The organism is Lysobacter sp. GX 14042, assembly GCF_021390425.1.
In the GTDB taxonomy this organism is placed as follows: domain Bacteria; phylum Pseudomonadota; class Gammaproteobacteria; order Xanthomonadales; family Xanthomonadaceae; genus Novilysobacter.
Map to the genome: position 1 here is coordinate 104301 of NZ_JAJUWY010000002.1, position 26335 is coordinate 130635.

General features: G+C 66.5%; 36 protein-coding genes and 2 tRNA genes. 18 read left to right on the forward strand and 20 right to left on the reverse strand.

The window, feature by feature from the left end:
* Nucleotides 1-222 precede the first annotated feature (222 nt).
* Nucleotides 223-459, forward strand: a complete 237-nt coding sequence (locus tag LY625_RS03815) for a hypothetical protein (RefSeq protein ID WP_233737684.1) — start codon at nt 223-225, stop codon at nt 457-459.
* An 86-nt stretch (nt 460-545) separates the two neighbouring features.
* On the opposite strand, the gene LY625_RS03820 is transcribed toward LY625_RS03815, so the two are convergent.
* The 11 genes from LY625_RS03820 to LY625_RS03865 form a co-directional block, all read right to left on the reverse strand.
* Nucleotides 546-980 (reverse strand): hypothetical protein, encoded by a 435-nt coding sequence (locus tag LY625_RS03820; protein ID WP_233737685.1) that lies wholly within the window; start codon nt 978-980, stop codon nt 546-548.
* On the reverse strand, nt 977-1297 hold the full coding sequence (locus LY625_RS03825) for a hypothetical protein (RefSeq protein ID WP_233737686.1): 321 nt from the start codon (nt 1295-1297) through the stop codon (nt 977-979). The genes LY625_RS03820 and LY625_RS03825 overlap by 4 nt, the downstream gene beginning before the upstream one ends.
* A complete protein-coding gene (locus tag LY625_RS03830; protein WP_233737687.1) occupies nt 1284-1655 on the reverse strand; it encodes a hypothetical protein in 372 nt (123 codons plus the stop codon). Before LY625_RS03830 ends, LY625_RS03825 begins: the two co-directional genes overlap by 14 nt.
* Nucleotides 1656-1824: 169 nt before the next feature.
* The gene (locus LY625_RS03835; RefSeq protein WP_233737688.1) at nt 1825-2130 is read right to left on the reverse strand and encodes a hypothetical protein; all 306 of its coding nucleotides are present in this window, start codon (nt 2128-2130) and stop codon (nt 1825-1827) included.
* Nucleotides 2130-2951 (reverse strand): hypothetical protein, encoded by an 822-nt coding sequence (locus LY625_RS03840; protein WP_233737689.1) that lies wholly within the window; start codon nt 2949-2951, stop codon nt 2130-2132. Before LY625_RS03840 ends, LY625_RS03835 begins: the two co-directional genes overlap by 1 nt.
* A complete protein-coding gene (locus LY625_RS03845; RefSeq protein ID WP_233737690.1) occupies nt 2948-3382 on the reverse strand; it encodes a Ref family recombination enhancement nuclease in 435 nt (144 codons plus the stop codon). The genes LY625_RS03840 and LY625_RS03845 overlap by 4 nt, the downstream gene beginning before the upstream one ends.
* Nucleotides 3379-3513 carry a hypothetical protein gene (locus LY625_RS13370; protein ID WP_255703299.1) on the reverse strand — a complete coding sequence of 45 codons (135 nt, stop codon included), beginning with the start codon at nt 3511-3513 and terminating at the stop codon, nt 3379-3381. Before LY625_RS13370 ends, LY625_RS03845 begins: the two co-directional genes overlap by 4 nt.
* Nucleotides 3510-4043 carry a hypothetical protein gene (locus tag LY625_RS03850; protein WP_233737691.1) on the reverse strand — a complete coding sequence of 178 codons (534 nt, stop codon included), beginning with the start codon at nt 4041-4043 and terminating at the stop codon, nt 3510-3512. The genes LY625_RS13370 and LY625_RS03850 overlap by 4 nt, the downstream gene beginning before the upstream one ends.
* Nucleotides 4030-4881, reverse strand: coding sequence for a YdaU family protein (locus LY625_RS03855; protein WP_233737692.1), 852 nt, complete (start codon nt 4879-4881; stop codon nt 4030-4032). Before LY625_RS03855 ends, LY625_RS03850 begins: the two co-directional genes overlap by 14 nt.
* Nucleotides 4878-5189, reverse strand: a complete 312-nt coding sequence (locus LY625_RS03860; RefSeq protein WP_233737693.1) for a hypothetical protein — start codon at nt 5187-5189, stop codon at nt 4878-4880. The genes LY625_RS03855 and LY625_RS03860 overlap by 4 nt, the downstream gene beginning before the upstream one ends.
* Nucleotides 5186-5485: a hypothetical protein gene (locus LY625_RS03865; RefSeq protein WP_233737694.1), complete on the reverse strand. Its 300-nt coding sequence runs from the start codon at nt 5483-5485 to the stop codon at nt 5186-5188. Before LY625_RS03865 ends, LY625_RS03860 begins: the two co-directional genes overlap by 4 nt.
* A gap of 347 nt (nt 5486-5832) precedes the next feature.
* On the opposite strand from LY625_RS03865, the gene LY625_RS03870 reads away from it, so the two are divergent.
* Entirely contained in the window at nt 5833-6135 is a 303-nt protein-coding gene (locus LY625_RS03870; protein ID WP_233737695.1) for a hypothetical protein, read from the forward strand.
* 25 nt (nt 6136-6160) lie between these two features.
* Here the strand turns inward: LY625_RS03870 and LY625_RS03875 are convergent, their stop codons facing one another.
* The gene (locus LY625_RS03875) at nt 6161-6388 is read right to left on the reverse strand and encodes a YdaS family helix-turn-helix protein (protein ID WP_233737696.1); all 228 of its coding nucleotides are present in this window, start codon (nt 6386-6388) and stop codon (nt 6161-6163) included.
* 294 nt (nt 6389-6682) lie between these two features.
* Here LY625_RS03875 and LY625_RS03885 point away from each other — a divergent pair, with 294 nt between their 5' ends.
* The 14 genes from LY625_RS03885 (at nt 6683) to LY625_RS03950 (ending at nt 15358) form a co-directional block, all read left to right on the forward strand.
* Entirely contained in the window at nt 6683-7135 is a 453-nt protein-coding gene (locus LY625_RS03885; protein ID WP_233738323.1) for a S24 family peptidase, read from the forward strand.
* Between the two features lie 299 nt (nt 7136-7434).
* The gene (locus LY625_RS03890) at nt 7435-8442 is read left to right on the forward strand and encodes a P63C domain-containing protein (RefSeq protein ID WP_233737697.1); all 1008 of its coding nucleotides are present in this window, start codon (nt 7435-7437) and stop codon (nt 8440-8442) included.
* 195 nt (nt 8443-8637) lie between these two features.
* Nucleotides 8638-8988: a hypothetical protein gene (locus tag LY625_RS03895; RefSeq protein ID WP_233737698.1), complete on the forward strand. Its 351-nt coding sequence runs from the start codon at nt 8638-8640 to the stop codon at nt 8986-8988.
* Nucleotides 8985-9167 (forward strand): hypothetical protein, encoded by a 183-nt coding sequence (locus LY625_RS03900; RefSeq protein ID WP_233737699.1) that lies wholly within the window; start codon nt 8985-8987, stop codon nt 9165-9167. Before LY625_RS03895 ends, LY625_RS03900 begins: the two co-directional genes overlap by 4 nt.
* A gap of 288 nt (nt 9168-9455) precedes the next feature.
* Complete coding sequence (locus LY625_RS03905; protein WP_233737700.1) at nt 9456-9659, forward strand: hypothetical protein; 204 nt, start codon at nt 9456-9458, stop codon at nt 9657-9659.
* Entirely contained in the window at nt 9656-10585 is a 930-nt protein-coding gene (locus LY625_RS03910; RefSeq protein WP_233737701.1) for a PD-(D/E)XK nuclease-like domain-containing protein, read from the forward strand. Before LY625_RS03905 ends, LY625_RS03910 begins: the two co-directional genes overlap by 4 nt.
* Nucleotides 10582-11391 (forward strand): recombinase RecT, encoded by an 810-nt coding sequence (locus LY625_RS03915; protein ID WP_343223455.1) that lies wholly within the window; start codon nt 10582-10584, stop codon nt 11389-11391. The genes LY625_RS03910 and LY625_RS03915 overlap by 4 nt, the downstream gene beginning before the upstream one ends.
* A 651-nt stretch (nt 11392-12042) precedes the next feature.
* Nucleotides 12043-12216, forward strand: coding sequence for a hypothetical protein (locus tag LY625_RS03920; RefSeq protein WP_233737702.1), 174 nt, complete (start codon nt 12043-12045; stop codon nt 12214-12216).
* Complete coding sequence (locus LY625_RS03925; RefSeq protein WP_233737703.1) at nt 12206-12436, forward strand: hypothetical protein; 231 nt, start codon at nt 12206-12208, stop codon at nt 12434-12436. The genes LY625_RS03920 and LY625_RS03925 overlap by 11 nt, the downstream gene beginning before the upstream one ends.
* On the forward strand, nt 12426-13220 hold the full coding sequence (locus tag LY625_RS03930; protein WP_233737704.1) for a hypothetical protein: 795 nt from the start codon (nt 12426-12428) through the stop codon (nt 13218-13220). Before LY625_RS03925 ends, LY625_RS03930 begins: the two co-directional genes overlap by 11 nt.
* 126 nt (nt 13221-13346) lie before the next feature.
* Nucleotides 13347-13619 carry a hypothetical protein gene (locus LY625_RS03935; protein WP_233737705.1) on the forward strand — a complete coding sequence of 91 codons (273 nt, stop codon included), beginning with the start codon at nt 13347-13349 and terminating at the stop codon, nt 13617-13619.
* Complete coding sequence (locus LY625_RS03940; protein ID WP_233737706.1) at nt 13616-13864, forward strand: hypothetical protein; 249 nt, start codon at nt 13616-13618, stop codon at nt 13862-13864. Before LY625_RS03935 ends, LY625_RS03940 begins: the two co-directional genes overlap by 4 nt.
* Complete coding sequence (locus tag LY625_RS03945) at nt 13861-14106, forward strand: hypothetical protein (protein ID WP_233737707.1); 246 nt, start codon at nt 13861-13863, stop codon at nt 14104-14106. The genes LY625_RS03940 and LY625_RS03945 overlap by 4 nt, the downstream gene beginning before the upstream one ends.
* A gap of 172 nt (nt 14107-14278) precedes the next feature.
* Nucleotides 14279-15358, forward strand: coding sequence for a site-specific integrase (locus tag LY625_RS03950; RefSeq protein WP_233737708.1), 1080 nt, complete (start codon nt 14279-14281; stop codon nt 15356-15358).
* Between the two features lie 25 nt (nt 15359-15383).
* Here LY625_RS03950 and LY625_RS03955 read toward each other — a convergent pair.
* Nucleotides 15384-15458: transfer RNA gene (locus tag LY625_RS03955), tRNA-Val, on the reverse strand.
* 69 nt (nt 15459-15527) lie between these two features.
* Nucleotides 15528-17588 carry an excinuclease ABC subunit UvrB gene (uvrB, locus tag LY625_RS03960; protein ID WP_233737709.1) on the reverse strand — a complete coding sequence of 687 codons (2061 nt, stop codon included), beginning with the start codon at nt 17586-17588 and terminating at the stop codon, nt 15528-15530.
* Between the two features lie 150 nt (nt 17589-17738).
* Here uvrB and LY625_RS03965 point away from each other — a divergent pair, with 150 nt between their 5' ends.
* Together LY625_RS03965 and LY625_RS03970 are read left to right on the forward strand one after the other, a co-directional pair.
* Nucleotides 17739-18284 (forward strand): Tfp pilus assembly protein FimT/FimU, encoded by a 546-nt coding sequence (locus tag LY625_RS03965; protein WP_233737710.1) that lies wholly within the window; start codon nt 17739-17741, stop codon nt 18282-18284.
* A gap of 34 nt (nt 18285-18318) precedes the next feature.
* A tRNA-Asn gene (locus LY625_RS03970) sits at nt 18319-18395 on the forward strand.
* A 48-nt stretch (nt 18396-18443) separates the two neighbouring features.
* On the opposite strand, the gene LY625_RS03975 is transcribed toward LY625_RS03970, so the two are convergent.
* The 6 genes from LY625_RS03975 to LY625_RS04000 form a co-directional block, all read right to left on the reverse strand.
* Nucleotides 18444-18809 carry a type IV pilin protein gene (locus LY625_RS03975; protein ID WP_233738324.1) on the reverse strand — a complete coding sequence of 122 codons (366 nt, stop codon included), beginning with the start codon at nt 18807-18809 and terminating at the stop codon, nt 18444-18446.
* 83 nt (nt 18810-18892) lie between these two features.
* The gene (locus LY625_RS03980) at nt 18893-23575 is read right to left on the reverse strand and encodes a PilC/PilY family type IV pilus protein (protein ID WP_233737711.1); all 4683 of its coding nucleotides are present in this window, start codon (nt 23573-23575) and stop codon (nt 18893-18895) included.
* Nucleotides 23576-23585: 10 nt separating this feature from the next.
* Complete coding sequence (locus LY625_RS03985) at nt 23586-24098, reverse strand: PilX N-terminal domain-containing pilus assembly protein (RefSeq protein ID WP_233737712.1); 513 nt, start codon at nt 24096-24098, stop codon at nt 23586-23588.
* The gene (locus LY625_RS03990; protein ID WP_233737713.1) at nt 24088-25269 is read right to left on the reverse strand and encodes a PilW family protein; all 1182 of its coding nucleotides are present in this window, start codon (nt 25267-25269) and stop codon (nt 24088-24090) included. Before LY625_RS03990 ends, LY625_RS03985 begins: the two co-directional genes overlap by 11 nt.
* A complete protein-coding gene (gene pilV / locus LY625_RS03995) occupies nt 25266-25718 on the reverse strand; it encodes a type IV pilus modification protein PilV (RefSeq protein WP_233737714.1) in 453 nt (150 codons plus the stop codon). The genes LY625_RS03990 and pilV overlap by 4 nt, the downstream gene beginning before the upstream one ends.
* Entirely contained in the window at nt 25715-26230 is a 516-nt protein-coding gene (locus tag LY625_RS04000) for a GspH/FimT family pseudopilin (RefSeq protein WP_233737715.1), read from the reverse strand. Before LY625_RS04000 ends, pilV begins: the two co-directional genes overlap by 4 nt.
* Nucleotides 26231-26335: the final 105 nt, after the last annotated feature.

Sequence of the window (26335 nt, forward strand, 5' to 3'; positions counted from 1 at the left end):
GCCACCGTGCCTAGATAAGACCACACACCTGTCACGGCGTCAAGCGGCTTTCCTCTCCTTGTCGAAGTAGTGCCGGAGTTCGCTCCTGGTAACCCGTCGCCACTCCACTGGGCGCCCCGTTACATCGTGGATGGCCCCCCTCGCGTCACAAGCGAACTCTTTACGCATCTGGGGAGTGTTCGGGAGCATCAGCCACTCCCCACGAGTTTTGTAGGATCTAAAATGTCGCAGGATCCGCGTCTCGATTTTTCTCGCAGTTTCTCGGTATCCAGCGGGAGCGAACGCAGCGATTTCGATGTGAAAAGGCGAGCCGCACTGGATCTGGTGCAGCCGGTCCATCGGGGCGGAGCTGATTCCGACCTTGACAAGTACGTGTTCAGCGTCCCTCACCTCTTTTCGGTCATGGTCAAACAAGACCATCGGCGCAAACGCCGTATACAGAAAACAGGTGTCCGTTAGAATCCGATCCGCAACAAACCGAGCACTTCTCATATCAATTCGCCGCCTCCACTATCGACGCCTTGATTTTAGCATTTTTGCTAACTTCAAGCGGCGATGGCCATCCCGATCAGTACGCCGCGCACCCAATCGAAGCCGCGCATGTGCAGCACGCGGTACGCCTCGCGCCGAACCTCGGGCAGCCCCATGGCAGCCAGAAGCTCGTTGCACGTCTCCAGGCGCTCATGGAACTTCCGCCCCTTGCCGCAGTAATACGCGCGCATCACCGTCGCCAGCGTCCGATCCACCCGGCCCATGTCCGCGATGATGTCCTCCACCTGCTGCGCGAGCATGTCCACTTCCAGTGGCTTGAAGCCCGTAGGCCGCGCCGGCATCTCGCCTTTGTGCTCGATCAGCACCTGCACCATGTTCTTGCTCTGGTGGCCCAGGTACTCGCAATCTCGATGCAATGCGAACTCGCGGCCCCATTGCTCAAGCCGGCCGGCGACGTACAACCCGAACTGATCCACCTCCCCCGTCATGCCGCCTCCAGCTCTTCAATGATCTTCGCCACGGCGGAGGGATTGATGCTTGCGTTCCAGCGCAGCTGCTTCCGCACACTCCGCCGGTGGACCCCCAGAACCGGAGCCAGGGCTGTGACCTGCTCGTCCGTCAGCGCCTTGATCCGCTCATTGACCGCCCGAATGCGCTCCTGCCGCGCCTGCCACTTCTTGTGCTGCTCGCGCGCCAGGGATTTCGCCTCCCGGGCCTGCTGCGCCTTGTAGCGGTCGATTTCAGCGTCGATGTTCCCGCGCTTGCGCAGCGGAACATTCAAGATTCCATGATCAAAGCTGCCCATCCGATCCTCCCGTGATTCGCACCACCACCTCGCCGCCGGTCCGCACCTCGTCGCTCACGAACGGGTGCGACACGAACCGGGCGTCGTCTATCCCCAGCGCCTCGGCCAGCCCGTCTCGCATGGGCTTGAACCGGGCCAGAAGGTTGTCGTCGTCGTACTTGCGCCGCGCGGGCCGGTGGAAGGTGATCCACAGGTGCAGCCGCCCCTCGGGCAGCCCCTCCCCGCTCCACCTCTCCGCCATCGCCAGCAGGCGCGCCGCGGCTCGCGCGCTCTTGGCAGCTTCCGCCCGCTTCGACCAGTGGACACGAGCGTTCGGGGACAGGGCCTTGTCCGGCCACGGCAGGGTCAGCGGCCTCACCGCTTCCGCTCCCCTTTGATCCGGGCGTCCGCGTCATCCAACCCCGCGTACCACCGTTCGCGCAGCACCTCGCCGTCCCGTCCCATCGCGTATAGCGGCGCCCTTCGATCCCTGCCCGCCCGGCGCGCCGACTCCCCTGCGTCATACGCCTGGTCCCATTGCTTCTGGTTCATGCCGCCTGCCTCCACTCCCGCCTCACGTCGATCAAGTCATCCCGCACCACGGTGGTGATCGCCACCAAGCCCAGCTCGGGGTCGTACACGCCCACCAGGTCCACCTCTGCCGCGCACTCCGGCGGCTCCAGCCACACCCGGCCATCCGGATCCACCGTCACCGCCACCGGCCCGGCCGCGCGCACCATCCGCCGGGCGGCGTCGGCGGCGATTTCCCCTGCGGCCTGGCGGCGCAGGTTCCCCACCACGATCCCGTCCTCATCAACCACCGCCGCCGGCAGCTCTCGCGTCCAAGCCGCCATCACGCCGCCTCCCTTTCCCACGCCGCGGGTACCCGCTCGACCTTCCCGCCTTGCGCCAGGAACTCATCGACCGTCATGGTCGGCACCTCCTGCTTCTGCACGGGTGGCGGCTTCGGGGTGACCACCGGCGGCCGCACCACGACCGGCTTGCGAACCGCCGGCTTCGGCTTCGGCTTCGCCCTCCTGGCCGGTACCTTGCGCGCCGCCCTCTTGGCCGCCCGCTTCGTCTCCTCCGCCTCGGCCCGAGCCTTGCGCGCCGCCTCCCTGGCCGCCCGCTTTGCCTCGGCCGCCTCGGCGCGGGCCTTGCGCGCCGCTTCCCGCTCCTCGGCCGCCCGGGCTCGCTGCTCCGCATCGGCCGTAGCCGCGGCGCGCAGCTCCGCAGCCTCCTGCCGTGACCGCTCGAGTACGTCCTGCGCCTGCCGCACCTCGGTAAGCAGCCGCTCCAGCCGCTCCTGCGCGATTTCCACCCGGCCCTCCGCGCACTCGGCGAGAAACGCCGCGCGACTCCGGGTGCCCCCCCGGTTCTTGCGCTCGAACGCGCGCGCGGCCACTCGCTTCACGTGGCTTCGCCGCCGGTACTCCTCCTGCGCCCGCTGCCGCTCGCCCTCGGTGGCGTGCTTCCACAACCGCACGTCCCGGGCCAGGCCCCACCTCGCCGGCGTGGACCCGTCAGCCTCCACCATCCCGGCCCGACGCATGGACCCGATCGCCATTGCGATCTTGTTGCGGGCCTTCACGTCCGGCAGGCCGACGTGCACCTCGGCGGTCGTACTCGGCCCATGCTCGGCCAGGTAGTCGCGGATTCGTTGAGACAGGTTCACTTCGCCCCCTTCAATAGTTCGTCCTGGTATCGCTGCCACCGCTCGGTGCCCTTGCCGGGCAGGTCCGGCAACGCATCGGCGGTCCACTCGCGGAAGTCGCGGGCGTGCGCCTTGAAGCTCGGCCCATAGACCTCGCGCATTTCGTCGTCGCCCCAGCCCCAGTGCACCCAATCGCCGTCGTGGTGCCACTCGCACAGGGCCACCACCTCGTCCTGCCCCAGTTGCTTCTGCCCGTGCAGGTCGCCCACGTTGCGGTGGTGAATCTCGGTGGCGCCCGGCTGCCGATTCGGCTGCATTCCGTGCTCGATGCGGAACCGGCACACCACGCATCCCAGCGCCCGAGCACGGTCCTGGTACTGCTGCTGCGCCGCGGTCGGCGCGGGGATCGCGCGCTTCCGGCTCCGCAGCCCCTTCCGGCGTGCCAGCGTCATCCGTGCGCCCTCCACAACTCGATGACTTCGAACACCGGGAGCTGGAACCACTCGGCCAGTTCGCACACGCTGCAGCCACAGCGGGACAGGTAGACGAACCGCTCCAGCTCGGGCTTGGGCAGGCCGGTCATCGGTCCGGCCCCGCTGCCAGGTCCTTGCCGCACAGCTCGCGGCGGATCGCCTCGACATGGGCCTTCGCTACTTCCGGGTCTGCCGGCTTCACCTCGCGCTTCTCCTGCTCAACCGCGCCGGCAACCTCGGGCAGCTCGCCACCCCGCATCACGTGCTCCCGGGCCAGCTCGTAGGCTTCGCGCAGCAACCGGTCGGCCTGGTCGGCGCTCACGCTGCGGTAGCGGTGCCCATCGAGGAACTGCCACACCAGCCGGGTGAAGCCGCCCTGCTTGCCGGCGTCCAGCCGCACCGCGGCCATCGGCGGGATCCCGAGGCACATGGACCGGAACTCGGGCAGCGTCGGCGGCCAAGGCTCGCTGCTGGCGAGGCACGCCTGCAGGCCGTGAGCAAGCTGCGCGCCGGTCAGGCCCGCCAACCCGGAGGCCCAGGTGTCGCCGGCCATGCCGGCGGGATCGTCGCCGTAGCTGCTGGTCCACCGGTGGCCGTAGATCGAGGCCATGCGGCCCCACAGGGTTTCAGTTTGCGACACGGGAAGCCGTGCCTTCGATGACGGTGAACTCGCCCCGCTCGCGACGGCTGCGCTCGATGTTGGCCTGCACGCGGTCGGCGGCAGACAGTCGGCTATGGCCTGCATGGGTTGCTCCTGCGGTGATGGGTGCGGCGCCCTCGGCATGGCGGCTGCGCGCGGTGGTGATGGCCCAGGCAAACGGGCGGGTCTTCTTGGCCTCGATGGCTTCGGCGGCAGTCGCCGCCAGCGCTTCGGGCGTGACGCCCTCCTCCAGCGCAGCCAGCAGGTCGGGGTGGCTCGGGTTGGTCCCACCGCATCCCGCTTTCCGCATCAGCAGGCACGCTCGGCCGGCCGCGGTCGGCTCGCGCGCGCCAGCGAGCGAAGCGAGCTCTTGGGGTCTGGAGTCTGGAGCCTGGTGAGCTTTCGGTTGGGTTTCGTTTTCGGAACCCGAGCAAAAGGGTCGGGTTTCTTCCTGCAAACCCGATGGAAAGGGTTGGGTTTTTTCCGTTTTCCTTCCGCCGCTGGGTGGCTTCGCTTTCGGGGGGCGCCCGCCCTTCTTCCCGTTCTCACGCGCGGACTCGATCTTCGCCACGAAACGCGCGATCTCCTCGTCTGCTCGCTTGTTGTGCCAGCCGTCGTCCTCCAGGGTGAAGAACTCGGCCAGCACCGCGTCGACCGCCTCCAGTTCGTCGGGCGTGCGGGCGCCGGCGAGGCGCGCGACCTGCTTCACGTCTGCGGGAAGTGGGCATTCCTGGAGGTAGTAGCGCCGGAGCAGCCGGGAATAGACGGCGTCCTCCAGCAGCGTCAGGTGCGAAGTGGCAGCGGCGTAGTCGCCGATGTGGTGCTCGAAGTAGTTCACGCAGCGGCCCTGCCTTCCCTCTCGGGGAGTGCGTACAGCGTTTCGGGGCGGCCGTAGATTCCGGTGCGGGTCTGCGTCGGCAGGTGAACCAGGGCGCCGGCATTCATCAGGTTGGTGATCGAGCGGCGGATGCTGGTCAGCGGCCAGCGTCGGCCCTGCGCCTCGCACGAACGCCAGACCTGGGACGCGGATAGGGGGCGTCCGGCTGCGCGATACACGGCCATGACGGCCTCGTCCTGCCTGCTTGCGGTCCGGACCGCGGTAGCGAGCTCGTCGCGACGAATCGGAGTGGTGGGCCAGTACGTCATCGCCGCGCTCCCGACAGCCCCGCGGCCGCCAGAAGCGCCGGTAGCGTCTCGGCCAGCCCGGCGAGCTTCCGTAGCGCCTCCTGCTGCGTCACGTTGGGGTCGCGCAGGTACTTGTCGGCCAAGTAGTGGATCGGGGTCACGTCCCCGGTCTTGGCGATGTACGCCTCGAACTCGTCCAGGCCGATGTCTCGTTTTCGCTCGGTGCCGCCGGCCAGCTTCTCGGACAGCTTCGAAGGCGCCATATCAATCTGGCCCGCGATCCGCCCCAGCCCCTGCCGGTAGACCCCGGTCGCCATGCACTCACGTAGGCTCAAATGGCGCTGCGATAGGCCCTGCTCAAAGACCAGGGAAAGCTGTGCGGAAGCATGGGGATGATTCGTTCCCATTGATTCCCCCTCCGAGGGGTGAAAAAGGCCGCACCCCATTCACGGAGTGCAGCCGGTGTCAGTTCAGGAGCAGGTAGCTCGCGCCGCGGGCAACGTCGTTGCCTTGGTGCGGATGTGCGGAAATGCGTTCGCGGTGTGCCGCGTCGACGGCCGGTTGGTGATCCGGCGGCTGGCGCGGCGGTGAGCCGCGTAGGAGGCGGCCCCGTGGCAGGATCGGAGGTGCGACCCACCCTCACCCACCACGGAGCCATGAGCCGATGCTTGAAAGGAAAGCGACGCAGCGAGAACTACAGAACACCAACCGAGCCATCGGAGACACCGCAATTGCGCTGTCGACCCTGGTCGGGCAGATGTTTGCCGCGATGGCCCGGCAGTCAGGCGCGAGCCTTTCCAAGCTGGAAGCCGACTTTCGACAGATTGCGTCCGAGGACGAGCGAGGAGAGCTTCACTCCACGATGCTCGAAGTGCTCGCTCGGGCACTCCAGCTCGAAGCAAAGCGGTCTGAACTTCAATCCACGCAATCTGCCTTGCAGCAACACAGAGCTGACGCTGGAGAGTAGCGACGATGGCCGCCTCTGCCGCCATCTACGCGGCGCTCCGCTCGGGTTCGGGGCCGAAGACGTCGGGGCGGAGGTCGTGGACCGACGCGATACCGGGGAACTTCTTGCTCATCGCAATGGCGAGGCGCGGCGACACCTTCCGGTCACCGGACTTCCACTGGTAGACGGTGGGGGGCTTCACGCCCAGCTTGGAGGCCAGGGCGCTCACACCACCGGCCTCCTCGATGACTCGCTCGACTGTGGTCTTGTCCATGGCGCACAGTCTAGGCATTGCCTATGTTCGCCGTCAAGGCATTGCCTACGGGCACCTAGTACGTGGTGTGATTAGGCAATGCTTATGGGGCCAGCCCTTGGTGAGGCGGTAGACGAAGCGATCCGCTTGAAGGGCGTATCGAAGGCGGAGGTTGCCCGCCACTTCAAGATCAAGGGCCCGTCTGTGTACGACTGGATCAAGCACGGAAGGATTAGCAAGCACCACCTACCCGAGCTGGTTAACTACTTCTCTGACGTAGTCGGTCCGGAGCACTGGGGGCTTCCGAAGTCTGGCGTGCTGGGGGGCGGGCCGGATCCCGGTGATGCCGACTGGTCGGACGTTCTCGGTTACGCGCAAGACGTGGCGCTGGGCGACGGCTCGCTCCCCGATGAGTACGCCGAGACGCACAAGCTCAAGTTCCGGCGCGACAGCCTCCAGCGCAAGGGTCTGCGCCCTGGCGCTCTGCAGGTCTACTACGGTTCGGGCGACTCAATGGAGCCGCGGATCCACGATGGGGACGCGATCCTGTTCGACACCAGCGACACCCGGGTGGTGGACAACCGGATCTACGTCGTGCGCTACGAAGGGCACGTCTACGCCAAGCGGCTCCAGGTGCATGGCGACCTTGTGTTCATCGAAAGCGACAACGACACAGACCCGAAGTGGCGCCGGCCGGTGCTCGTACGCGAGGGCGACGATTTCGAGGTGATCGGCCGCGTGCGCTGGATCGGGAGCTGGGAAGATTGATGACTCCCAAGGCACGACGGGAGCACCTTCACGCGTCCGTGGGGGTCGCCTGCCTGTACGGCATGGTGATCGGCGGGTGGTTGGGGTGGCGCGGAGCGCAGGCGGGGTGGATCGAGTCGTGTGTATTCGTCGCTGTGCTGATGGTCGCCCCTCAAGTGCTGATGGCCCGCGTCGATGCGAGATACGGATACACCGTGGACTGACTGGCAGTTCAGGAAGCACTAGAGGCCCGTGCACGCGCATCACGAACCCTGCGTGCATTGTGCTTTAATGCACGTAATTCCATTGGAGCACGTGCAATGAGCGAAACGAAAGGTAGGGCCCGAGGGGGGAAAGCGAGGGCGGCTGCAATGACCCCAGAGCAGCGGAGCGAGAGCGCCCGGAAAGCAGCGCTCGCTAAGGCCGAGATGCAGAAGCTGCCGAAGGCTACCCACGGATCGACAGACCATCCCCTGAAGATCGGGCATGTAGAGATTTCGTGTTATGTCCTAGATGACGGCACGCGCGTTCTTTCGCAGCGCGGGCTCCAGAGCGGGGTCGGCATGTCAACCGGTGGCGGATCTGCCGGTGAGCAGCGGCTTGCGGTTTTCGCTCAATCTGTAGCTGATAAAGCCATAGGAAACAAAGAGTTGTCCGTGCGCAGCGCTGAACTATCGGAGCGCCTCCGGACGCCAATCCGCTTTCGCGTTCCCGGCCAGGGACGTCCGGTGTATGGGTACGAGGCCACTGTTCTCGCGGACTTGTGCGACGTAATTCTGGAAGCGCGTTCGGGCAAGCTCCTGCAGAAGCAGCAGGAACACATTGCCGCTCAAGCGGAAGTCCTCGTACGTGGCTTCGCCCGAGTTGGCATTATTGCGCTTGTTGACGAGGCTACCGGCTATCAGAAGGATCGCGACAAGGATGCCCTCGCACAGATACTTGAGGCGTTCGTAGCCAAGGAGCTACAGCCCTACGTCAAGACGTTCCCATCTGATTACTACGAACAGCTGTTCCGGCTTCGTGGTCTTCAGTACCCACCGGAGCGCGCCTCCTACAGGCCGCAGTACTTCGGCATCCTGACCAACAACATCGTCTACGACAGGCTGGCCCCCGGAGTCCGGAGGGAGCTGAAGAAGGAAGCAGCCAAGGACGAGAAGAAGGGAAAGCTGCACCAGCGCCTGACGCCTGACATGGGGCACCCGAAGTTGCGAGAACACCTGGCGTCGGTCACGGCCATCATGAAGTTGAGTAAGGACTACGACGACTTCATAGCGAACCTGAACAAGATCCATACCCGCTATGGAGACACGGTGCCGCTCGACCTGTAGCACCACTTTCGGCCTCCAAGCCCCGCTCCGGCGGGGCTTTTTTGTGCCCGATCGCCGGGGATTGTTGCGGCGCGGCATTGTTAGATGAAGAAATCTAGGCATTGCCTATTGACAGACACCTAGGCATTGCCTACATTTGTCTCCAACGCCCCACAGACCACCGCAGCAACGCGGCAGGGGCCGGGAGACACGGGAATGGCACACGCATACGACACCTGGCTGGAAGGCGACCTCGGGATCAACGAGCGCGACCAGCGTTTCGCCGAGGCAGCCGACGAGCTGGCGACCGAATGGGCGGACGACGCCGAGAAGTGCCGCGAGGCCGACGAGTTCAACGACGGCACGTTCTCCGGCGAGCACTACTCCGCACTGGAGCGCGCGATGGCCGACCTGGACGGATATGCGCCGGAGAAGCTGATCGGCTCCCAGGCTCTGGCGCGGTTGCTGGAGCTGGCCAAGGTCCACGGCGAGGCTCGCCGGGCGCGCTTGCTCCACATGGCCGAGAACGAGCTGATGGCGCGCGAGTGCGGGAGGAAGGCGGCATGAAGCCCTGCCCGCTTGCCGACTTCCGCGCTGCGTTCGATTCGATCCCCACGCCGGTCGACCCGCGCGACTTCATCCGCCCGGATGGCAGCTACGACGTGACGCCCGAGAACCTGGGCGAGCACGAACACGTGCAGGCCGCTCGGGAGTTCGTCGCCAGCGACAAGGCGGGTGCGCGATGAACCGCCTGCTGCGCGCCTTCGCCGGATGCATGGTCGTGATGGCGTTTTGGGCGCTGTTCGCCCTGCTGCTGCTGTCCGGGGGTGGGCAGTGACCGCCGTCACCCGCTGCGCCCCGAGCGCCCGCCGAATCCGTCGCCGCATGCGCGTTATCGCCGCCCGGCTGGTCGTCCTCGCCACCCTCGCCGCCGCCCTGTACCTCGCGGCGCGCTGAACCCCGCAACGCCCGGCCGCCGGGGGCACCCCCTGCCATTCCCCGCCCGGCGGTCGGGCACCTACCTGGAGCAACCCATGACCACTGAAATCGAAGACCTGGACGGCATGCTCGCGATGATGGAGCGCTACGGCGGCTCCTTCGTCCGCTATCTGGCCTGCGCGTGGCGCTGCGCCGATCCGGTGAACAGCGAAAAGCTGGCCGCCACCTTCCCGGAGTATGTCGAGAACTACTCCGTTATGGCGAAGGGCGCCCGTGAGCGCGGGGAGCTGGTGTCGTGAGCGCGCAGCCTGCATGGGAAGCCGACGCGATGGAGGCGGCACAGTCCCTCGCCAGCTGCACCATCACCACCGACGTGCCGGCCGAGGTCTACCACCAGCGCCGCCTGGACGTGGCGAGCGCCAGCGGCTTGAAGCTGATGCTGCGCTCCCCGGCGCACTTCAAGCACTGGTGCGAGGATCCCGAGGCCGACCGCGAATCCCCGGCCCTGACCTTCGGGCGCGCCTTCCACATGGCGACCCTGGAGCCGGACGTTTTCGAGCGCACCTACACGGTCGTGCCGGCGAACGCGCCGCGCTACCCGACCGCGGCGCAGTGGAACGCCAAGAAGCCGAGCGCCGACAGCATCGCCGCGATGGATTGGTGGCGCGCATGGGAGGCCGAGAACGCCGGCCGCGTGAAGCTGTCCAGCGACGACTACGACCGCGCCCGGTACATGGCCGAAAGCGTGCGGGCGCACCCCGTAGCCGCCGGGCTGCTGGTAGGGGGTGATCGGGAGGTCACGTTCAACTGGACCGACGAGGAAACCGGCCTGGACTGCAAGGCGCGCGCCGACCTGTACCTGGGCGGCGAGTACCTGATGGACCTGAAAACCTGCCGGGACGCGAGCCACGAAGGATTCGCGCGGGCGGTGACCAGCTACATGTACGCGCTGCAGCAGGCCCACTATTTATCCGGCATCCGCACCTGCGGCGACCGCATCCGCTACTTCCTGTTCCTCGCGGTCGAGTCGGAAGCCCCCTATGTCTGCCAGCCCTACGCGCTGGACGTGCAGGCCGAGCAGCTCGGCGAGGCGCAGCGCCGCAAGGCCATGCGCCGGCAGGCCGAGTGCGTCCGCACCGGCAAGTGGCCGGGCTACAGCGAGAACCTGGAAGAACTGACCCTGCCCGCCTGGGCGCACTACGGAATTGAGGACGAAGCCGCATGAGCACCGCCATCGCAACCCAGCCCGAGCGCCGCTCGCTGGTCCAGAAGTTCGCCGACAAGTTCAGCATCGAGCCGACCCGCCTGCTGGCGACCCTCAAGGCCACCGCCTTCAAGCAGCGCGGCGATATGCAGGTGTCGAACGAGCAGATGGCTGCCCTGCTGGTGGTGGCTGACCAGTACGGCCTCAACCCCTTCACGAAGGAAATCTACGCCTTCGAGGACAAGGGCAGCATCGTGCCGGTGGTGTCGGTGGACGGCTGGAGCCGGATCATCAACAGCCACCCGGAGCTGGACGGGATCGAGTTCGACTACAGCGAGTCGATCGTAACCCCCACCGGCGGCAAGCCCTGCCCAGAGTGGTGCGAAATCCGCATCTACCGCAAGGACCGCGCCCGCCCCGTGGTGGTGCGCGAGTACCTGGACGAAGTGTACCGGGAGCCGTTCAAGGCCCGAGGCAAGGACTACACGATCAGCGGGCCGTGGCAGACCCACACAAAGCGGTTCCTGCGCCACAAGACGCTGATCCAGGGCGCGCGCATCGCCTTCGGCTTCTCCGGCATCTACGACCAGGACGAGGGCGAGCGGATCATCGAGGCGGAAACCGTGCGGGTGCAGCGCGTCGAGCGCGAGGACCTGGCCGAGTTGCAGGAGCGGCTGCAGCAGCGGGCGGCGCTGGATCACCAGGCGGAGCCGGCGCAGGAGGCGCAACCGGAGCCGGAAACGGTTGACGAGTCCCGTCCCGCAGCCGATCCCGTGCCCGAAGTCGATCCGGAAACCGGCGAGGTGATCCCCCCGGAGGTGCAGTGATGCGTGCCGAGGTGAGCCGCGCGCGTGTGTACTTGAACGAGTGTCGCGCCCGCAGGCATAGCCGGGTGAACCGGGACTTCTACTGGGTGCTGTTCGGATGGGCGCAGGCGGCGCGTAGGTCGATGCGCCGGGAGCCGGTGCAGGGGGTGTTGTGGTGAGCCTGTCCGGCCACCAGTCGGCACGCATGGGGACGAGCACGTGGCTGACGCCTCCGGGCATCGTGTCCGCGCTGGGTGCCTTCGACCTGGATCCGTGCGCCGGGCCATCCCCACGTCCGTGGCCTACCGCATCTCGGCACATTGAGCTGCCCGATGATGGCCTTGCAGCGGAGTGGTCCGGCCGCGTGTGGCTGAACCCACCGTTCGGCCGCGAGGCGGCTTGGTGGCTTCGGAGGCTGGCCGCGCATGGAGACGGGATCGCCCTGATTCCAGCGCGGACCGAAACCGCAATGTTCTACGAAAGCGTGTGGGGCGCGGCCGATGCCGTCTTGTTCCTGCAGGGCCGGCCGCACTTCCACTCCCCCAGCGGCGCACGAGCGCCCTTCAACTCCGGCGCCCCCATCTGCCTTGTCGCCTACGGGCTAGCCAACGTGGCGGCACTGGAGCGTAGCGGCCTAGGGGTGGTGCTGCCGATCCTCCGGAGGACCGCCGCATGACCCAGCAGCTCGGCCTGTACCGCCACTCCCCGCCCTTCCTGGCGGCTGCGTACCGAGAGGCAGCGCAGACGGAGCGCTTCAACCCGTATTTCCCACCTGATGAACGCGAGCGCCGGGCAGCCGAGTACCTGGCCGAGGCGGAGCGACTGGAGAAGATCAATGAGCAGTGAGAAGTACGCAGGCGTGGATGCCGGGATCGTTCTGGACCTCCACGACCGCCCCCGGAGCGGCTACTACGACTGGGAAATCGCGAAGACCGAGGCGAAGAAGCTCGCACCCAACGGGTGGGACAGGGTCTTGGATCGCAGACTCCAGGCGCTTCGGCGGCGCGGCTTGGTCGCCTTCGTGAATCGCGAATGGGTCCGAAAGGAGGCCACCAATGAGCAGTGACCCCAAGGAGCAGCTGGCGGGGCTGGTGGAGGAAATGAGCGACGAGTTGGAAATGGCTAGCTATCTCGCCGTTACCCGGCTCCCCACTGAGTCCCTGCGAGACTGGCACAAGCGCCTGTCCGCCATCCTCGCCACCCTGCCGGAGCCGGGGGTGGTGTCCCGCGACCGCGAGGCCGATCGCACACGGTTCACCGACAAGGCGTTCAACGACTGGCTGGACACCGGGATTTCGGACGCCGGCCACACGGTATGGGATGCAGTCGGCGACACGCAGGCAGCGTGGAAGGGGTGGGAGGCGCGGCAGTTCGCTGGCGATGCTGTGCTGCTGACGCGCTGCTGTGGTCGGGAGGAATGCGGCGGCGAGTGCGGGAACGACTGGCTCGGCATGGACATGTACCGAAAGCCGGACGCCTACCTCGCCCCGGCTGCCCCGGCTGGGGAGGTGGTGACGGATGAGGCGCACTGTGCCACCTGCACCTGCGTCCCGGGCATGACCCCGGCAGTGCGGTTCGACGCCTCCCCAGCCGAGCGAGAGGGCGCCGTCCGCGAACACCTCATCAGTATGGGGTGGACCCCACCAGGAGAGGATGCCCCGCCCGCGCAGGGCTTCGATGCGGAGGTGGTGGGGTGGCGCGTGATGTTCGCCACGAGCCAACACCACGGCTTCAAGTGGGAAGTCTATGACCCCGAAGGAAGCGGCGGCGGCGTGCGAGAGGATGAGGTGCGGTGGCCGGTTGCCGCCCTTCTGGACGCCCTCGCCGCAGCCGCGAAGGGGGTGGAGTGATGGTCAAGGTCTTTTGGCACTGGGGCACCGTTACGGGCGGGCGGCGGATGTACGGGTGGCTGTTCTGTTTCCGAGGGCAGACGGCCCAGATACCTATTGCCCTTCTTCTGAAGCAGGAGCCCCGCCGTGACTGACCCCAAGCTGGAAGCCGAAGCCCGCGAGCTGCTTGCGGCGGAGTACGAGCGAGATGGCGTGGAATACGTCGGGCGCTGCATCCGCGAGGACGCGATGCTGACCGTGCCAGAACAGCGCGCCATCCGCGCCATCGTCGCCGCCCTCTCGCAGCAGAGGGCTCGCCCGGAGCCGTTCGCTATTCCCGCCGACATACCGCCCAGCGTGATGCAGTTCGAGCGCGGCTGGAATAGCTGCCTAGCCGCCCTTGCCGGAGGTGACCAGTGAGCGACCTTGTGGAGCGCCTGGAGGCGTTCGAGACTTCCGACGAATTGGGAAACGGGGACTTCTCCCTACTCCGCGAAGCCGCCGCCGCCCTCGAAGCGGCGCGGGAGGATGCGGAGCGGCTGGACTGGCTGGCCGACCAAATGCGGATAACGGACGTGAACTTCATCCTCGGGTCCCTCCCTTTGAACTCACAAGACCTGCGTGCCGCCATCGACCAGGCGCGCGGGAAGGGGGTGGCGGGATGACCCTGATCGACCCGACACTAGCCGGCACCTGGCCGGGGCGCGTAGTGGACATGGCGATCGAGGCTATGCGCAAAGAGCGGGTCCACGGCAGCAAGGCGCGCCGACTATGCGACCTGGGAATCGCGGTGATGATGGGCGACCGGTGCGTGCTCACGATCCCGGCGCGCGATGCCCTGCTCCGAATGATGCGCAATGGCGGAGTCGCGAGCAAGCCAGAACCGAAGGGAGGTGCCGGGAAGTGAGCGCAGCGGAGAAGATCCCGACCCTTTACACCGAGGCCGAGGCAGCCCGCAGGCTGGGGGTCAGCAAGGCCACCCTGACGCGCGAGCGCATCGCCGGCAGGATCGGTGCAATCCGAATGGGTGAGCGGATCATCCGCTACACCGACGAAATCTTGAGCGAGTACCTACGGACATGCAGGAGCGGGTCGGACAAATCGGGGACTACTGGCTTTCCAAGCGGCCAGGGTCCGACAAGTGGTGCCGAACCTGGTACGACCCCGTCGCTCGACAGACGAAGCGCGCATCAATTGGCACAAGCGACCTTCAAGCGGCGCAGCTCAAGCTAGCCGAGTGGGTCGTCGCCCACGCCACGATGGGCCGCCAGGCGGCGCGGGACGTGGCGCTGGGGCAGGTGCTGGTGCGCTACTGGCACCGCAAGGGCAAGGATCTGGCGTCCGCCGAAGTGACGAAGATCGCGCTGGGCTACTGGTCGGAGTTCTTCGGGGAGTCCACGGTCACGGAGGTGACGGCGGCACGGCAGCGGGAGTTCATCGCGTGGCTTGCCGGCCAGCGGACCCCGCCCCTGTCCCCCGGCTACATCAAGCGCATCCTCGGGATCGGCAAGGCGGCGCTGAACGACGCCTACAAGGAAGGCGAGCTGGACACCGTGCCGTACATCCTGCCGGGAGAGGACGGGGAGCCGAACGACCTGGTGCTCACGCTGGAGCAGTCTGTGGCCGTCTGGAGCGCTGCCGAGCTTCCCCATGAGCGGATGATGCTGGCGCTGCTGTACGGGACGCTGGCGCGGCCAGAGGCGGCCTTGGCGCTGCGTAGGGAGTTCGTGGACTTCAACCGGCGACTGCTGACGCAGAACCCGCCCGGCAGGAAGCAGACCCGCAAGTACCGGCCCGTGGTGCCGGTGTGCGACTTCCTGCTCCCGTGGCTGGCCGATGCGGAGCCGGGGCCGCTGGTGACGTGGCGCGGGAAGCCCATCGCCAGCTTCAAGACGGCGTGGCGGAAGATGCGCGACCGTGCCGGGCTGCCGAAGGGGGCGGTCCCCAAGACGATCCGGCACACGATGGCTACCGAGCTGCGGGCCGCTGGCGTGCCGGAGGCGGAAATCCAGGGATTCCTGGGGCACCGGGCCTACGGCGGCAAGACCGAGGTGTACGCGAAGTACCGCCCCGACTACCTCGGACACGCCGTGCAGGCGATTGACGCCTACATGCTGCGTTTGAGTTGCGTTCTAGAAACGACGAAGGCCACCCGGTGAAGGTGGCCTAAGTCGTTGTTATAATTGGTGGGCGGTACAAGGTTCGAACTTGTGACCCCTACCATGTCAAGGTAGTGCTCTACCGCTGAGCTAACCGCCCTTCGCCGCGGGTCAGCCCGGCGAGGCCGCGCAGTTTATCCCGCCGCGCCCGCAGGGCGCAATAGCCGCCCTACGTGATGAAGCCCTGCTCCTTCAGGCGGTGCAGCTCGTCGCGGACGCGCGCGGCCTGCTCGAATTCCAGGTCGCGGGCGTGCTGGTACATCTGCTGCTCCAGCTTGCGGATCCGCGCCGCCAACTCCGACGGGCTGAGGCTGGCGTAATCCGCTGGGGCCTCCGCGGCACGACGGCCCTTGCCGCGACCCCTGGCCTGCTCCGGTTCGGCGCGGGCGCCCTCCATGATGTCCTTCACCGGCCGGCTCACCGACTGCGGGGTGATGCCGTGCTCGAGGTTGTACTCGACCTGCTTCTCGCGCCGGCGGTCGGTCTCCTCGATCGCCCGCTTCATCGAGTCGGTGACCCGGTCGGCGTACAGGATCGCCTTGCCGCGCAGGTTGCGGGCCGCGCGGCCGATGGTCTGGATCAGCGAGCCGGTGGAACGCAGGAACCCCTCCTTGTCCGCGTCCAGGATCGCCACCAGCGACACCTCCGGCATGTCCAGGCCCTCGCGCAGCAGGTTGATGCCGACCAGCACGTCGAACTTGCCCAGCCGCAGGTCGCGGATGATCTCCACCCGCTCCACCGTGTCGATGTCCGAGTGCAGATAACGCACGCGGATCCCGTGCTCGCCCAGGTACTCGGTCAGGTTCTCCGCCATGCGCTTGGTCAGGGTGGTGATCAGCACCCGGTCGCCCATGGCCACGCGCTGGTTGATCTCGCCGAGCACGTCGTCGACCTGGGTCGCCACCGGGCGGATCTCCACCTCCGGGTCGATCAGGCCGGTCGGGCGCACCACCAGCTCGACCACCTCGCCGCCGGAATGCTCCAGTTCGTACTTGCCCGGGGTGGCGGAGACGAAGATCGCCCGCGGCGAGCGTCCCTCCCACTCCTCGAACTTCAGCGGCCGGTTGTCCAGCGCCGAGGGCAGCCGGAAGCCGAACTCCACCAGCGTCTCCTTGCGCGAGCGGTCGCCCTTGTACATCGCCCCGACCTGCGGGACGGTCACGTGCGACTCGTCGACCACCAGCAGCGCGTCCGGCGGCAGGTAGTCGAACAGGCACGGCGGCGGCTCGCCGGGCATGTGCCCGGTCAGGTGGCGCGAATAGTTCTCCACTCCGTTGCAGTAGCCGACCTCGGCGAGCATCTCCAGGTCGAACTGGGTGCGCTGGGCCAGCCGCTGCGCCTCCACCAGCTTGTTGGCCCCGTACAGCTGCTCCAGCCGGATCCGCAGCTCGTCCTTGATGGTGTTGACCGCATCGAGCACCGTGCGCCGCGTGGTGACGTAGTGCGAGCCCGGATAGATCGTGTAGCGCGGCACCCGCTGCAGGGTCTCGCCGGTGAGCGGGTCGAACAGGGTGACGTTCTCGATCTCGCCATCGAACAGCTCGACGCGCACCGCCTCGTCATCGCTCTCGGCCGGATGGATGTCGATCACGTCGCCACGCACCCGATAGGTGCCGCGGCGCAGCTCGGTCTCGTTGCGGGTGTACTGCATTTCGGTGAGGCGGCGAATCAGTTCGCGCTGGTCGATCCGCTCGCCGCGGACCATGTGCAGCACCATCCGGAAGTACTCGTTCGGGTCGCCCAGCCCGTAGATGGCCGACACGGTGCAGACGATGATCGCATCCCGGCGTTCCAGCAGCGCCTTCGTCGCCGACAGCCGCATCTGCTCGATGTGCTCGTTCACCGAGCTGTCCTTCTCGATGAAGGTGTCCGAGGACGGCACGTAGGCCTCGGGCTGGTAGTAGTCGTAGTAGCTGACGAAGTACTCCACCGCGTTGTGCGGGAAGAACGACTTGAACTCCCCGTACAGCTGCGCCGCCAGGGTCTTGTTGGGCGCCATGACCAGGGTCGGCTTCTGCACCCGCTCGATCACGTTGGCGATGGTGTAGGTCTTGCCCGAACCGGTGACGCCCAGGAGCGTCTGGTGGGCGAGGCCGTTCTCGAAGCCTTCGGACAGGCGCTCGATGGCCTGCGGCTGGTCGCCTGCGGGCTTGTAGGGGGAGATGAGCTGGAACGCTCCCCCTGAACGCGGCGCGTCGGTCGCGATGGGACGGGCATCAAGGCTGGACATCGGCTCGGAGACTTCGGGGAAAACCCCAGTGTAAGGACCTGTATCGGATGGGGATCCACGCGACATTTCCCTACCCCTGCGTGGTCCACCGGCCGAGTGTGGTTCAGCGGATCGGCGACGACAGTGGGCTTCCAAGGATGGAGGCCGGCAATGGCAGGTCACAAGGGCAGGATGACGGGGCTGACGCTAGTGGAGCTGATGGTGGCGATGGCAGTGCTTGTCGTGATGCTGACGATAGCCGTTCCGTCGTTCCAAGGAATGCTTGAGCGCACGCGCGCGGCAACGGCAAATCACCAGCTCACGGCCTCGCTGATGATGGCGCGGGCTGCAGCGGTGACCCGGCGGCAACCAGTGACCGTCTGCCCGAGTGCGGATGGAGAAGAGTGCCGTCGGGACCTAGTGTGGGAGGACGGCTGGATCATCTTTGCCGACCCCGACAAGCTGGGGAGCCCGGCGGATGCCGATGCAGTGATCCAGCGGTTCCAGGCGCTTGGCGGCGGGCTGTTGGTGCGTAGCAGCCGAGGCCGGCCGCTGATCCGCTACCAGCCGAACGGACGCGCTTCCGGTAGCAACCTGAGCCTGCGTGTCTGCCACAGCGATCAGCAGCTGCTGGCAAAAGTCGTTGTGAACAACGTGGGCCGGGCCAGGACCGAGCAAGCCGGGCCCGGCGACCGCTGCGACCCCGCAGGCGCTTGACGCCACGGGTCCAGGCCTTACAATTGCCGTCCCCGCCCGAATAGCTCAGCTGGTTAGAGCACTTGACTGTTAATCAGGGGGTCGTTGGTTCGAGTCCAACTTCGGGCGCCAGAATACGAAAAAGGCCACGACAATGTCGTGGCCTTTTTCGTGTTTGGCTCACCAGCACTCGGCGTATGAGCCGGTGCTGTGTGTCTTGACCCCGGCCTGGTTGATCGAAAGCGTTCCACACCGGTCATTGGCCTGAGCATTTTGCGGGATCGCCTCGATCTTGAAGCTCGATGCAGTGGAAACCGGGTTGAAGCCCAGGGAATAGTGCTGCGGCGCTCCATTTTCCCTGGGGGACTTTATCGCGGGCAGATTGAATCCAACATACGTGTTGTTCACCGTGTGGAACCTTTCCGCCAACTGCGCGTACTCCACCAGGTCGGCCTTCGCCTGTGCCCTTCGCGCCTTGCGCACGTATTCCTGGTACGAGGGATAGGCGATGGCGGCCAAGATCGCCACCACCGCCACCACGATCATCAACTCGATCAGGGTGAACCCCGACGGGTGGGCACCTGCCACGCGTTCCCGTTTCCTTGCCACTGGGATGTACGGAGGAGCGCTCATCGCACCTGTCTCCACGACTGCCGGCCGCAGGGGCGTGGCAGGTAGAGCGGATCGGCACCCGGAGTATGCAGCACGAAGGTGCATCGGCCCGCCTCGAGTAGTTCATCCACGTCCGGCTCACAAGCCGGCTCCCCGGGCGGGCACACGGGCGCCCCCACCCCCGGCCGCAGCGGCTTGGGCACGAAGACCTCGACCGACTTGACCGGCGCCGAAGGATCATCGCCCTTCTTGAGCGAGATGGCCCCGCACTCCTCCCCCAGACATACTGGATCGTCCCCTGCGGGATCGGTGCTCACGCCGCGCATGGCACCTCCGCCACTCAGCAAGTCGAGTGCATATTGCCAGTTGGTGCCGCCGCCCGCGGAGCACACCGCCTCTCCGGGCACGTAGGTAGTGAAGATCACCTTGCCGCTTTGCAGCTGCGGCTCGCCGATGAAACGCTCACCCGCCGCGTCGTCCTTCACCAGCAGGTCGACGAACCAGCCACGTGCATTGCCGTAGTTGACCGTGTTGTGGCTGACATTGCGGGTGGTATAGCCATGCGAGCTGGTGCCGTGGCTGATTACCTGCTGCACCAGTTGGCTGCGCCCGCTGTCGATGGCCCCGGCGCCCGGCGCATCCCAGATGCTGTACAGGCTCTGCACCGCGTGGTTCTCGTTGTCGCCTTCGGCAAAGTAGCGTCCGGTGCCAAAGAAAAGCGTCGCCCCGCCGATCGGCCCACGCGACACCTCGATGGTGCCGGTGATCGGCTGCGGCGACCCGTTACGTCGCGCGGTGAACAGGGGGGCGCCGGAGAACGCGACGTTCCATTGCGATGCGCTGCTGCCGGACAGGTCGAACTTCCAGATGTTGCCCTGCAGGTCGCCGCCATAGACGGCGTCCACCAGCCCGTCGGAGTTGCCCATCGCCACCGGGGCGATGTTCATCAAGCCATTTTTCACCGCATGGTCGCCATTCGCCGGCTTGAGGGTTCGCAGGATCTCGCCGGTCTTGGCATCGACCACGAACAGCACCGGTGCACCGCCGCGCGAGTTCGGGCCGTTGCCGAACAAGGCGACCCAGCGCGGGCCAGTCGGCCCCTTCACCGGCACGATGTGCGGCTTGCCGAGGGTGAAGCCGAGGTCGTCGTGGTCGAACCCACTGAGCTCCCACAACACGTTGGCGGCCGCAAAACTGGAAGGCGAGGAGACGTCGAGCGCGTACACCGAGCCCCGGCTCACGGTGGTCTGGTGATCGCGCCTGGCCGCGCCTCCCGCGCCGGTCGTGCCGACCAGCACGGTCTTCCAGTTCCCGCTGCCACTGAATGGCACATCGCCGAGTGCCAGGCCACCATCAACATAGTACTGGTGGTCGTAATCGGGACTGGCGAGCTCGCCCAGGTGCCTCAGGGAACCGTAGGGAATGAATGCGAACTCTTCCTGCCCGCCCGACTCGTCGGCAGTGAAGCCATGCAGCATTCCGTCGTTCGCGCCCACATAGGCCATGGCGCGTCGGCTGCCTTGGGTCTTTGCTTCCACGTAGGAGCGGTAACTTTCCCCGTAGGCGGCCTTCCAGGGCTTGTCGGAATCATTGTCGAAACGCCAGGCACCGTAGCCGTAGTCATCCCTGGGCAGACTGATCGCCACGTCCGAATTCACGATGTCCCCGAGCCGCGAGGTACGGGTTCGCAATCCGGACACGGTCTTACCCCTGAGGTAGTCCACCACGTCCCCCAGTGAGCCCGGCCACTTCAGGCTGCTCCATTCAAGCCCCAGAGCTTTGGCCTTTTCCGGCTGGCTGGTGCCAGGCAGGTTCTGGTAGTTGAAGGGCTCGGCCTGGACCTTGACGTCCAGGCTGCCGTCCGCACGCAGCACGGTTGGACGGGAAGCCATCAGGATGTTGCGGCTGCCGTGGGCTGGAATGCCTTCCGCCGCGTCCCACAATCCGGTGCTGCGCCCACCGTCCTCGCCGACCCTTACCGCCCGCAGGAAACCCTTCCAGTCATTCGTCTCGTCCGGCAGGTCGTAGCCCACCTCGATGGTGAAAGAGTCGGCACCGATGCGTGCACCCGCGCCACCACCACCAGTCGGTCCGCCGCCACCGGACGCCTCCTCGAAGATCGCCTCCAGCGCGGACTTCAGACTGGAAGGGTCCCGTGCGAAGAAGTAGTTGTCCGGAACACCGGGCTTGCGGGTATCCCACTCGCCATTGTCTGGCATGCCGTTGGCGTTGCCGTCCTTGAAGCCGCCGTACTTGGCGGCGTACCAGAGCGGTGTCTCCAGCAGCTTGGCTTCCGAGGTCGCTCGACGGAACTTCATCACCTTGGGTTTGTCCCACTTGGCCTCGTTGCCGCCGTCCGGTTCGGCCCGGCTGGTGAGGAGCGAGCCGTCAGTGGAGCCCGGCCGCAGTGCGAGCTTGTGCACGCCGTCCTGGTCGGAACCGGTGATGGCGAAGCCACTCAGCATCGCGTTGCCGGCGTAGGCCGACAGGTTCTCGATACGGACCAGGACCTCGTTGTCGCCCACAAGCGGACGATGATTGTTTTGCGTGCAGATCGACGAGTCGGAGCGCCAGCAGATGTCGTGGCCCGAGTAGCTGCCGTTGCGTGGGTTGGTGTCCGCGGCACAGCTCGATCCAACGCAGTAGGTGAGCATCGCAACCACGTCGTTGTCGTGGTCATTGCCCCACAGCGAGTCTTCCCACACCAGCGAGAAGCTTCCGGCCACTGCCCGGCCCTGGCCGTCCAGCTGCAGCGGCCTGCCGTATTCGTGGTTCGGCGCGATCGAGGCAATGCGCTTGCCCACGCTCACCGATCCCAGATGGCAGGTCCGCCAGCCGGTGCTGGTGATCTTCGCCGAACTGGTGCCGTTCGCCTGACACAGCGGTGACAGGGTGATCGTGCCCCCGCCCACCGGCACGTCGAACTTCGGCAGGTTGTCCGCCAAAGCCACCGCATAGGTGGTCACGGTGTTCTTGTAATCCGATGGCTTGCCCTGCAGGTTCGGGCGCAGGTCGGTCGTCCTGCCCTTGTGGGCCAAGCCCGCCAGCATGTAGCTGCCCTCGAGCGAGGGAATGTCGGGGCAGATGCCGCGCACCAGGCTCAGGTCGCCCACCGTTTCCGCCGAGCAGATATCCTCGTGGGTATTGAGGGCGGAGCCCTTCGGCGTGGTGCCGACCCGCCCTACCAGGTAACTGCCCGCAATACCTTCATGCGCCCCCACCGCGGTGGTGGCGGCCGTGCCGTCACCGATGCCTCGTGGCACGGAAGGAAGCTCGTCGCTGTCGAAGGAGCTCAGGCCCGAGGACAGCACCAGGATGCTGCAGTCCGCACAGTAGGAGTTCCCGCCTTCGGCCGGGGAACGATAGGGATCCTTCCACTGGACACCCGTGGGCAGCCCGGCAAGGTCGCTGCCGTCGATGAACGCGGGCGTGGCGCTTGTCTCGCCTGCGATGTAGCGCAGGGCCTCGGCGTACATCTCCGCGATGGGGTTGCCCCAGGCATTGCATTCATAGCTTCCGTTACCCGGATTCTTGAGCTGCCCCGAGCCGCCGGTGCGATTGTTGATCCCCCAGGTCGAGCAATCGGTCCAGCGGGTGCTGGCACTGGACCAGCGATCCAGCTGGAAGCGGTCCACTGTGTTGATGATGCCTTCGCTTCCGGAAGTCTGGTTGCAGAACTGCCCGGTGCGGACATTGATCTCGTCACCGGCCGTGCAGGGAGCATCCCCGTTGCCGGCGATCTTGCCGATGTTCCGCCGCAGCACTCCGCCGCTGCGGGGCTGGGAATAGCTTCCGGTCAGCAGGCCGAAACGCAGCCGGCCGGACTCGCCGTACGACTGCAGCAGCCCGGTGGGCTTGCGCCCATTCTCGTAATCGGCGCAGAACGCCTCGTCGGTCTTGCCATCACCGGAAGCGCAGACGTTCACCTGCACCAGCATCTCGTCGGTGCCCGAGGCCTTGGCGGTCGGCGTGTCATTCTTGGCATCGTTGTGGGCCTGCGCCCGCCAGTTGCACTGGCTCAGCGCGGTCGCCGCCCACTCGGACCAGTTTCCGCTCGCGACGCGGATCTTCGGCGTTTGCCCCACGTCGAAGGACGCGACACAGAAGGAGAAGGTGTTTCCGGAAAGCGGCGCCAGGCTGGCGACGTCCGTGCCCGAATACACCTTGACCCAGGCATGCAGGTCATTGGGGATGTGCGCCCCCTGCAGTACGGTTTTATCATCCTTGTCGACCGAGCGCTTTCCGCCATACAGCACATGCCGGACGATATCCAGCCGGCTCATGGTCATCCAGTTCAGGAAATTGCCGCTCCAGCGGTTACTGCAGTAGTGCCCGTGCGCGCCGGAGGCCGCGCTCTTTGCGGAAAACCTGCCGTGGCCGTTGTTGTAGTCGTAGCAAAGGTTGGGATCGAAATAGCCCGCGTAGCTGAATTCGTCGTTGTACGTGGTATCGACCACGCCGTCACCGTCGAGGTCGGTGTAGTCGCTGTAGGCTTTGGTGAACAGCCGCTCGTCGCGCGACATGACCATCATCATCAGCGGCGGAACCGATTGCCCGGTGTAAAGGGGCTTCTGGGCGATCTGGTAGTCGTCGCGAGCCGCATTCGAATTGCTGGCGGCGAACATCGCAACGCCCGCGACCGCGGCGATGCCGAGCACGGCGGCGACAGTCGAGATCCTGGACCGGGTAAAGGAAGCCATGTGGACCGCCCTACGGAATGAAGATGGTGTTGATGACCGCGGTGGCGCCGGGTGCCTCCGCCTGGTCGTTGGAAATGGCGCTGACCTCGTAGATGTTCCCGGTTTCCTCTGAGACCGTAGAACCGATCATGATCGAGGACGCCGGAAAACACTTGTCGACGCGACGCACATAAGCCGCCTCCTCCGAGCCCCTTCCGTCTGCCCAGGTGACCGGGTCGAAGGTCGGCTCGCAGACTTCCTGGTCGGCGGTGTAGGTGCCGGCGCCGTAGAGCGCATCCTCGATCTTCGCCTCCGAGGAGCGCGCCTCGCCCTCGGCGGCCTGGAATGCCACGTTGCTGCGCAGATAGTTCGAGGCCATCCGTTCCTGCATGCCGGCGACCTGCATCCCTGCAATACCGATCAGCGCAAGCAGTACCAGCATGATGAGGGCCACGTACAGCACTGCGCCGCCCTGCCGTCCCGGGCCGTGCACCGGTGAAGGCACCGATGCTCCGCCAGTCGCCATGTCAGTGTCAGTTCCCATAGAGTCGGTTCCGCAGCGCCACGGTGGTCTGGTACGTGGCGCGGTAACGCCCGTCGCCGGGCACGTTGTAGGTCACACCCGCGGCGCGCAGCTCGTTGCCCGTGACCGCGGCGGGTGCCGCCGCGCGCTCGGGGCTCGCGGTCAGCAGGCCCACCTGCACCGTGCCGACGCGGCGCCAGCCGGCCGATCCCGGTGCCGTGGCGTCGGTATGGATGTCTGCGGCAACGCGGTGCCGATCGATGTATCCCGTGGGCGGCCGCGCCGGATCCAGTTCGCGGTCCTGGCCGAACAGCAGCTGCAGGTTTTCCACCCCCTCGACCATCTCCTGGCGGTCGAAGCCCAGGCTTCCGCCGGGCTCGGCCGTGAACCGTGTGCGGTAGAGCGAAGCTCCGCCCCGGCCGTTGGCGCCGACGTAGTAGACGATGCTTTCGGCCCGGTGCAGGTAGGACTGCCCGTCGGTGAAACCATTGACGAAGTCATTGACGTTGAGGGCGCCGCCTCCGGCAACGATGCTGCCGGCCGCGTGGTCCACCGTCGAAGCCTGGAAGACGACCGCGTGCAGGCAGTCGGCGACGCCGTAGAGCCCCGGCATGTCCGTCCCGCTGCGCAACACATCCCAGCGCGAGGCGTCGAACCCGAATCGCGGCTCGGTAACGGAGCCGGCGATGGCCGTCACCGGAACCCCTTCCGGCGCGAGGAAGCGCAGCGCGAGGATGTCGCTCCCCTGGATGCGGTTGGACGTCGCTGCTGCCAGCTCCGCCGGCAGTGCGGGATTGAACCCGCCCGCCCCGGCCACCGGATCTTCCACGATCTGCAAGGTTACACCCGGTCCGGAGTTGGCCGCCTCGAAGCCCTGGATCGACATTCCGAAATCCAGCCGAGGGTCAAGAGGTGCCGCGAACGTGGTCCGCAGCCCGGAGGGCGTGTTCTGTGCGTGGGCCTGGTCATTCACGCATCCGAAGTGACCGGCCATCCGGATGTCTCGCTGCAGGAAGTCCATCGCAAAACGAGCGTTTTCCTGCGCTCGGGACATGCCTTCTGACAACTGGTAGGAGGCGCGGGAAGCCCCGAACACCTGCACCACCCCCAGCATCAGGATCGTCCCGATCACCAGGGCGACCATCAACTCGACCAGCGACAGTCCCGCCTGTCGCGCGCGCCAGGCGGTCACAGCCGGGTCCTCGCCACGAACCGGGTCGCCTCGGCGGCTTCGTTCCATCGCTCGTCTCCCCAGGCCACCGTCACCACCAGGTCATCGCCCGCCGCGCGCGCATTCGCGGTGGCGCCGGGTCCCAGCGCACGGGCAAGCCGGCACTGGAATGCCTTTTCAAACGCCGCCGCGCCCAGATTCGCCCCGGTCTCGGGGGTACACGCCGCTGCATCGGGATCGGCGGCGTAGTCGCGCAGGTAGGTGGCCGCGGTTACCCGGTTCGCCCGCATCTGGTCGATCAGCTCGTAGGTCAGGTTGGTCGCCTGGGTGCGGTAGTTGGCACTCTGGGTGAAGCGCACGGTCATGGTCTGCAGCATTGCGTAGCCCAGCAGGCCCAGCGACAGCACCAGCACCGCGACCAGCACCTCGATCAGGCTGAAACCGCCCTGTGTTCCGCGTGCGTGGATCATTCGCAATCCCCCCTCCTCGTGCGCAGCTGGCCGGTGACCCCGAGCGAAACCACCCGGCGATATGGCTGCGATGCGCAATCGGCCGGCTGCAGCGCAAGCGCGTCGGCAGCGCCACGGCGGCGCCCGCGGCTGTCGAACCCGATCGCGGTGTCCGGGCCCTCCACTTGGAACCCCGGCGGAAAGGCAACGAACCGCAGTACCGGTTCGCCCGCTTGGTAGGCTCCGTCGCCGTTTTCGTCGCTCCACACCATCAGTCCGTCGCTCCACGCCCCGTCGCACGCAGTGCCTTGCGTGCTCGCGCAGACGCCGCTTCCGCGGGCGCTGCGTATGGCTTCGCTGCGCGCGAGCGCAAGGGTGGCAACCACCTCGTTGGAAGTGCTGGCCACCTGATTGGACTGCAGCACCCCACGAAAGCTCGGGAACGCGATGGCCGCGACCACGGCAAGGACCGCGACCGTGATCATGAGCTCGACCAGCGTGAACCCGGCACAGCGTGCCCCACGCTTGTTCATGCGTTTACTCATCTTTCTGGTTCCCCTACCCCAGTCAATCATGGCCAGTCGGGCTTGCGTGCTGCAAGCACGGTCCGGATAGGCGGTCAGCTGACCCTCCCCAGT